Genomic DNA, 7,740 nt, shown 5'->3' with positions numbered 1-7,740 from the left:
GCCTGGCACTGGACAAGGCAATCTGCAGGCGCGCGGAAAAGCGTGCGCAAACTTCATTGAAGGCCGAGCGCCAGGAAGACGGATCCGACGGAACGGTGAGAACGAAGGCTTCTCCTTCTTGCAGGAAGTCATAGCAGGTAATTTGGAACACTGCTGGTCCATCCGTGTCGATCAGACGGATGAGGACGCCGATATCCACGTGTTCGCCTGCCGCCTGATGCATCTGATCCAGTGAGAATTCACCGGCTTGCAACTCCGTTGACACGGCTGTCCAATGCCTAAATCGGGAAATCGAAGCCAGAAGCTCTGTCGCCAAGGCAAATTGCAGGTGCTCGTTCTCTGCTTCGCGCCTGGCAATGATGATGGCGATTGTCGGCTTCCCTGGGATGCGGCTGTCGTGATCGCCTTGCGCAAGGTCGGGGTCAGCCGCCCGCTTTTCACCGTCGTTGCCCGGCTTGAGCGCCTCTAGAAGGTGGAGGATTTCTGCCGGTGGTCGCAGATCCATGTCCGCTTTGAGTTCGGCCGCGTAGCGGTCGAAGAACGCTAGGGCGCGGGCATAACCGCTTTCCTCACAGACCCTCCGAATGGTCTCCACCACGGCATCGTCGAAAAACGGATCAAGTTGCAGGATGCACGCAGCGATGGATTTGCGCTGTCTCGGGTCTGTCTCGGCCGCCAGCCAGGCTGCGAGCCGTGTCACCAGCCTGTCGGTTATCATCGTCGACTGCATTCTCAGCCAGTTGTCGAAGACAGGATCGCAATCGTCCAACCCGGCGCAAAGTCCATCCCTGGCTTTGGCCAGCAGGAGCAGCGCACCGTCATAATTGCGGTCGTCGAGCGCACGTTCAAGCTCATCGATGTCGGAACGGATTGCAGTCGGATCGATTCCCAGGACGAGCTTGTCGACCGCGAGGTAATTAAGCCTGGTCTCGCTTGCCAGGCGTCGGAGATCCTTTATACACTGGCGCAGTGATCCGCGCGCATGCTCCTCGTCCTGCTCGCTCCAAAGCAATGCCGCCAGTCGCCCGCGCGTCTCGCGTGACCTGCCGCTCAGTAACAGATAGGCGAGAATCGCGCAGGCCTTCCGCTTGCCCAACGAGAACGTCTCCGAGCCCTTGCGAAGCTCGAAACCGCCGATTAGCCTAATCGCCAGACCGTCTGTGGAAATTGTCAACTCCGCCGGCTATCGTCTCGGTCGCCAACGGGCGCCCACCGCTTACCCTACGTAAACAGCAGAAGCCAAGATATTGAAAGAGCCAACATGCTGTTGCGCGGGTCGCATTGGATAACGCTTGCTCTGCTGATGCATCACGACCGGCCGATGACGGTGAACCAAGACGACCCGACCTGGGACCGCCAGTCGAGTGAAGATGATTTGGATGTTTTGGAGAATCTGGCTGCGACCCTTGTCGCTGCGCCCGAGAATGGGCTGCCCCTTTTGCACTTCGCGACACGCTACGACATTGGCGTTGAAGTGTTCGATGTTCCGGGTGGATTCCTGGCTATGTCCAACATTGCTCCATTCGAAGGGAATGAGAAACGATTCACAGCAAGTGGCAAAGGCTTTGATGCCGGCACGGCCGTGCTGTCTTGCCTCGGAGAGGCCGCGGAGATTTCCAGCTGGGCCTGCAGAGCCGAAGACATCACGGCGTCAGCACGCATCGGCTCTCCAGGCGATGGAATGAGGATCGATGCGATTCAGGTGTTGGGCTTTTCGCTGGAACAGATCCGACATCGCGATCGGCTCAACAGAGTGTGGCGTGGCTGGGACAGTATCCCTTCAACGGATCATCTGAACAATCCCCAGCTATGGGCGTCCGTTCGCAGCTTCCATGACGATAGGGTCGCGCTTTGTCCGGCGTTTCTCTGCTATGGCCGCTTTGGTGACGTCGCATATGGCGATTGCAGCTTGAACGTCGACACCAATGGTTGCGCCGCTGGCACAACGCGGGCCGATGCAAGAACCCGCGCCTTGCTTGAACTCGTCGAACGAGACGCCACAGGGATATGGTGGCACCGAGGCTCCCTGAGAAAGCGGCTGGATATCGCGCGGCTTGATGACCAAGGCTTGGCGTCTCACATCCAGCAGCATCGCCAAGAAACGGGACGCAGGCTCTGGCTTCTCGATATCTCGTCCTTCCGCACGGCCATCGTGACGGCGGCGATCAGCTGCGAAGACAGTGGCGAGCATATGGCGGTGGGTTTCGGGTGCAGCTTCGATATGGTTGCTGCCGCCCGGTCCGCGTTTTTGGAATTGATACAATCCGAAGCTGCGATGCAGGCCCATGCCGAAAGGGCAGAACGGCCCCGTAATAAAACGATGAGCGATGACGATCGTCGGATGACCCGCTGGAAGCGTTTCGCTGACGTGCGCAACTTTCGTTTCGCCATCGGCAAGCCTGCCGACGGCCTGGAAAGCGCTGGCGAAAGCAACGTCACCGACCTGCTGAATGAAATCGGCGAAGTTTGTGGTTCGCAGGTCTGGTTCGCCGATCTTTCGCGATCCGAGATTGGTATCCCCGTTGCAAAGGCGATCTGCGAGGGATTATCCCATTTCAAAGCGCGCTGGGGCTGCCACCGAAACGCCGCACCTTCCATCGCAAGTGATTCGAGCAAAACAGCAGGCCGCCTCTCGCAGGCCAGAAAACTTTTGATCTAATTGTTACAGGCAATGACGACACGGTCACGTTGGAGACCCGCCGCCGGTTACAGGACGCTGATGAGGAAGCCGGCGTTACGATGGTGGGGCGGGGCCAGGACTTCGTGTACGTCGGGATTTGCTCAAGCAGGGGCTCCGAGTTCGCCGGGATCTCGTACAGCGGGGAAGTTGAGTGAACCCCTGTTGACTTGAGGGCGCGAACGCTGCTGTTTTGGGTCGCAAAGCCGCCCGACGGCTAGCGGTGCAAGAAGGGCGAAAAAAGCGGACTTTTGTCGAGATATTTAGGGCAAACTGAAGCAATCCGTGGGACCGCACACCGCCGATCAATGTCTGGATCTCTTAAGACGCTGGTGCGCGCGAACTCGGCAGATGCAAACTTGTGTCTCCAGATCGGTGTTCGACTATCCGGCTAAGGTTGCGCCCAGTCGCTTGGAAATCGAAACAATCCAGGCTCGCAGCTCAGGACCAAAAGGCTTCTCAAGAATGGCCCGATCCCAAGCCAAAAAATAAGGTTCCGGCAGCCTGATCCGCTTGTCGAACGGGGCGACGAGCCTGCCCGACGCGATATCGTCGGCAGCCATCGACAGTTGCGCCAGCACAAAGCCCCTTCCGTTGGCCGCCGCATCGATCGCCGCGCTCGACAGGGAAAAGGCCACTTCGCCGGATGTTCTGCGGTGCACCGCGCCGATGCTTGCGGCCCATTCCGCCCATGTCGGCGGCGAGCGGTGATCGCGGGCCCATTCGATGCTGAGAAGCGGCAGATCGAGAATATCGGCGGGCTTGCCGACCGGATGTTTCGCCAGCAGCGTCGGCGAGCAGGCCGGCACCACCCAGTCGGTGAACAGTTCGGTGTAGTGCTCGAAATCACGATATTTCGTGCCGTACGAAATACGGAAGTCAACTTGTTCGGCGCCCAGCCTTGGCTCCGTCTCGGCGCCCACCAGCCGCACGGTCGCGCCGGGGTGGTCGACCTGCCAATCCAGGAGCTGCGGGCCGATCCATTTGCTGGCCAACGACGGCAGGCAGGAGATGGTCAAAGTGTCCGCGGACCGGGCCTGTTCGATGAGATCCTGGGCGTCGCGAATGTGTTCGAAGCCGACGGCAACCGCTGCGTGGTAAACGCGGCCCAGCGCGGTAAGGGCGACACTCCTGCCGCGCCGTTCCAAAAGCCGCGCCTCCAGGGCGTCTTCGGCCTTGCGGATCTGCTGGCTGACCGCGCCGACGGAGACGCCGAGTTCGTTGGCGGCCGCCGTCACACTGCCACGCCTCCCGAAAGCCTCGAAGGCCTGTATCGCACGCAGTGGGGGCGTCTTCTTCACCTGGGCAACGATCCTGGGGTCAGCTTGATTTAGTTTTTCTAAAATAGAACGCAGATGCAAGCCCTATGTCGTCCCAGGCCCGCAAGATATTCGTTTAGGCGTCACAAGCTCGGGAGGACGCCATGTTTCTTCGAAACTGCTGGTACGTTGCCGCATGGGACCATGAGGTCGCCGACAGGCTGGTGCCGACCCGGATACTTGGCGAGGATATTGTCCTCTACCGCCGGACCGATGGCGTGGTGGCGGCGCTCGAGGATGCCTGTCCCCACCGCAAGCTGCCGCTGTCCATGGGCCGCATCAAGGGCGACACTGTCGAATGCGGCTATCACGGGCTGACCTTCGACAGCACCGGAACCTGTACGCGCGTGCCCGGTGCTGAAAAGATACCGCATGTGGCATGCGTTCGTTCCTATCCGATCGCCGAACGTTACGGGCTGCTGTGGATATGGATGGGCGAAGCGGCAAAGGCCGACCCCGCGCTGATTTTCGCGGTCGACCACTGGGGCGATCCGGCATGGGGCGTCAATCGCGGCGAGTCCATGGCGCTCGATTGCAACTACCTCTACATGACCGACAACCTGCTCGACCCCTCGCATGTGTCTTGGGTCCACCAGTCCTCCTTCGGCGGCGTTCAGGCGATGGAGGATGCGCCACTCGAAACCACCGTAGGCGCGGACGGCGTGACCGTGTGGCGCTGGGTGGTCGATGCCGCGCCGGCGCCCTTCTATGCGCCTTTCCTCAAATTCTCAGGCAATTGCGACCGCAAGCAGCACTACGAAGTGCGCTACCCCTCCAACGCCATCATCAAGGCGATCTTCGTGCCGGCCCGCACCGGCGGCGAGGGCAAGCCGCTGCACGAGGACGTGTTCCTCATGGACAGCTACAACTTCATGACGCCGGTCGATGAGAACCAGACGAAATATTACTGGTTCCAGATGCGCAATTTCGCCCCCGACGATTTGGAGGTTTCCCGCCAGTTCGCCACCTCTGTGCGCGGCGCCTTCGACGAGGACCGCACCGTGCTCAATGCCGTGCACAAGGGCATGGCAAACAAGCGCACGCCCAATCTCGATCTGAAGATAGATGTCGGACCGCTGCGCTTTCGCCGGAACCTGGCCAAGCTGATCGCCAGCGAGAGCCAGCAATTGGCAGCTGCCGAATGAATGCATTCACCGCTCGCGACACCATCGCAAGAAGCGGATTTCGCGACCTGAAAGTGGTCGCGAAGGTGCGCGAAAGCGCCCTCATCACTTCATTCCATCTCGAGCCGGTCGATCCACAGGACTGGCGCGACTTCCAGCCGGGCCAGTTCCTGGTGTTCCGGATTCCGGTAGCGCGGGAGGCCGCCGGCGAAAGGGGATATGTGCTGCGCAACTACAGTATCTCCTGTTCCCCAGACAGCGCTTCCTATCGGATCAGTGTGAAGCGTGAGGCAGCACCCGGGCCGGGGCTTCCCGATGGGATAAGCTCGTGCTTCCTGCATGACCGTATCGACGTCGGTGATGTGCTTCAGGCGGAAGGGCCGCGCGGCGATTTCGTGCTCGACAAGGCCAGCAACCGTCCAGTCGTGCTGCTCAGCGGCGGCGTCGGGCTGACGCCGATGGTGCCGATGCTGCATGCGTTGGCTTCGTTGCCGGACCGCCGTGCCGTCTTCATTCACGCCTGCGACAACGGCGATGTGCATGCCTTGCGCGATGAGGTGACCGGCCTGGTCTCGACCCGTCCCGGCCTGACCGCACACTTCTGCTACCGGCACCCGTCCGAGCGCGACAAGGCCGAGCAGCGCTTCCATAGCGAAGGCATGATTTCGCGGGACGTGCTGCAGCGTCTGCTGCCGATCGATGACTATGATTTCTACCTCTGTGGCCCGCCGCCGTTCATGCAGGCGATCTACGTCATGCTGCGCGAGCTTGGCGCGCCAAGGTATCGCATTGCCTACGAATTCTTCGGCCCGGCGACGCTGCTTGAGCCCGATGCAGTGCGAGTTCCCGCGGTTCCAGCGCAGCCGGCAAGGATCGAGCCGGCCGGGGAAGCGACAACCGTGGAATTTCGGAAGTCGGGCCTGACGGCCGTCTGGGATGGCTCGGCCGTATCGTTGCTCGACTTCGCCGAGAACCAAGGTCTGTTGCCGGAATTCAGCTGCCGGGCCGGCATCTGCGGCACATGCAAGTCGCGGCTGATCTCGGGCGACATCGCCTATTTCGAAGAACCGCTGGACGAGCTTGGAAGCAGCGAAGTGCTGTTGTGCTGCTCCAAGCCGCGCGGATCAGTCGTCCTCGATATTTGACAAGATTGCCGCGCGTGGGCGCGGGGAAACGGAAGTCGGGATTTGGAACAGTCGGTCAAACCAGCGTCGAGCCTGCCGCTCAATCCGCATATCGCCGCCTTGCCGCCCTACAATGCCGGCATGAACATCTCGATGGCGCGGGCGCTGAGTGGCCGCAACGATGTCGCCCGGCTGGCCAGCAACGAGAACCCGGATGGGTGTTCTCCCGCCGTCATGGCCGCATTGGCCTCCTCATCCTTCGAGCCATGGCGCTATGCCGATCCGGCCTGCACGGCGCTGCGGGCGGCGCTTGGCGAAAAACTGGCGATCGATCCTGGCATGATCGTTGCCGGCAATGGTTCCGAGGAGATGATCGCCGCCATCTCGCGCGCCGTCCTGGTGCCGGGCGCCTCGGTCGTCACCACGGTGCCGAGCTTCGGGCTGCATGAGATAGAGCCGCTGGCTGCCGGTGCCGATGTCGTCAAGATTGCGATGACACCCGAGATGGGGTTCGATCTTGCCGCGCTCGAAGCGGCGATCGCCGTTGGGCCACGGATCGTTTTCATATCCTCGCCGTGGAATCCGGTCGGGCCGGGTCTCGACCACGCTGGCCTGCGACGGCTGATCGGCGCCGTGCGGCCCGGCACGCTTCTTGTCCTGGACGAGGCCTATTTCGAATTCGCCGATCCCGGCGCGCCCGACGGCATCGAGGTCCTGCGTAACAGCAGCATCGACCATGTCGTGCTGCGCACACTTTCGAAGGCTTATGGCCTGGCGGGGCTGCGCGTTGGCTATGCCGTTTGTTCGGGCTTCGAACTGGCAAGAGTGATCGCGGCCGCCAAGACGCCGTTCAACGTCAATGCGGCAGCGCAGGTCGCCGCAATTGCGGCACTGGCCGACGAAAGCTGGATGAAGGCGTCGGCGGGCCGCGTCAGAGCCGAGCGCGTGCGCACCGCCGCCGCACTTACGGGCCTTGGTTTCCGGGTTGCCCAGTCGCAGACAAACTTCCTGTTCTTCGACTGCAAGGGCGACAGCTCCAGCGTTGCCGCCGGTCTCCTGAAGCAGGGGATCATCGTTAAGGCGTGGCGCGAAGCCGGCTACGAGCACTATCTGCGCGCCACCATCGGCTTGCCGGCCGACAACGACCGGCTGATCACGGCGCTTCAGGGATTGGCTGGGCGATGAGCGGCCACGCGTCTCCCAGGCAAACGAACTGGATCGAGCAAGCGGTGCCGTTGTCGGTTGTCGACGCGATCCGCCATGTCGTTGGCGCCTCGAATGTGCGGACCGGTGATGATGCCGGGGCGATCGACCTTGGTTCGAACGGGATGGATTGCGCCGCCGGCATCGTCGTTGCGCCTTCATCGACCGGTGAGGTTGCGGCGGTGGTGCGCATCTGCAGTCAAAATGAGATTCCGATCGTGCCGCAGGGCGGGCGGACCGGCCTGGTCGGCGGAAGTGTCCCGCGGCCGGGCGAGATCGTTCTTTCCCTGGCA

7 protein-coding genes are annotated in these 7,740 nt (G+C 61.6%); 5 read left to right on the top strand and 2 right to left on the bottom strand.

Annotated features, from left to right (window positions below; translation table 11 throughout):
- A partial coding sequence (locus EN925_RS14580) for a hypothetical protein (protein WP_164894215.1) occupies nucleotides 1–1,096 on the bottom strand: 1,096 nt, incomplete at its 3' end.
- Between the two features lie 165 nt (nucleotides 1,097–1,261).
- Between EN925_RS14580 and EN925_RS14575 the strand changes: the two genes are divergently transcribed.
- Nucleotides 1,262–2,659, top strand: a complete 1,398-nt coding sequence (locus tag EN925_RS14575; RefSeq protein ID WP_127388232.1) for a YcaO-like family protein — start codon at nucleotides 1,262–1,264, stop codon at nucleotides 2,657–2,659.
- 401 nt (nucleotides 2,660–3,060) lie between these two features.
- Here EN925_RS14575 and EN925_RS14570 read toward each other — a convergent pair whose 3' ends face one another.
- Complete coding sequence (locus EN925_RS14570; RefSeq protein WP_164747153.1) at nucleotides 3,061–3,960, bottom strand: LysR substrate-binding domain-containing protein; 900 nt, start codon at nucleotides 3,958–3,960, stop codon at nucleotides 3,061–3,063.
- 140 nt (nucleotides 3,961–4,100) lie between these two features.
- Between EN925_RS14570 and EN925_RS14565 the strand changes: the two genes are divergently transcribed.
- The 4 genes from EN925_RS14565 to EN925_RS14550 all read left to right on the top strand — a co-directional run.
- On the top strand, nucleotides 4,101–5,141 hold the full coding sequence (locus EN925_RS14565; protein WP_013530418.1) for an aromatic ring-hydroxylating dioxygenase subunit alpha: 1,041 nt from the start codon (nucleotides 4,101–4,103) through the stop codon (nucleotides 5,139–5,141).
- Nucleotides 5,138–6,265 (top strand): 2Fe-2S iron-sulfur cluster-binding protein, encoded by a 1,128-nt coding sequence (locus EN925_RS14560; RefSeq protein WP_127367986.1) that lies wholly within the window; start codon nucleotides 5,138–5,140, stop codon nucleotides 6,263–6,265. The genes EN925_RS14565 and EN925_RS14560 overlap by 4 nt, the downstream gene beginning before the upstream one ends.
- A gap of 42 nt (nucleotides 6,266–6,307) precedes the next feature.
- Entirely contained in the window at nucleotides 6,308–7,429 is a 1,122-nt protein-coding gene (locus tag EN925_RS14555) for an aminotransferase class I/II-fold pyridoxal phosphate-dependent enzyme (protein ID WP_127367985.1), read from the top strand.
- Nucleotides 7,426–7,740, top strand: a 315-nt coding sequence (locus tag EN925_RS14550; protein WP_164894214.1) for an FAD-binding protein, incomplete at its 3' end; no start/stop codon positions are given. The genes EN925_RS14555 and EN925_RS14550, both read left to right, overlap by 4 nt.

It is taken from the genome of Mesorhizobium sp. M7A.F.Ca.US.006.04.2.1 (assembly GCF_004022915.1).
Lineage (GTDB): Bacteria > Pseudomonadota > Alphaproteobacteria > Rhizobiales > Rhizobiaceae > Mesorhizobium > Mesorhizobium ciceri.
The sequence above is the reverse complement of the archived record's forward strand: the minus strand, read 5'-3'. Positions and strand labels throughout refer to the sequence as shown.

Coding starts and splice junctions, on each gene's coding strand:
- EN925_RS14565 (WP_013530418.1), top strand. CDS start 4,101: ATGTTTCTTCGAAACTGCTGGTACGTTGCCGCATGGGACCATGAGGTC.
- EN925_RS14575 (WP_127388232.1), top strand. CDS start 1,262: ATGCTGTTGCGCGGGTCGCATTGGATAACGCTTGCTCTGCTGATGCAT.
- EN925_RS14560 (WP_127367986.1), top strand. CDS start 5,138: ATGAATGCATTCACCGCTCGCGACACCATCGCAAGAAGCGGATTTCGC.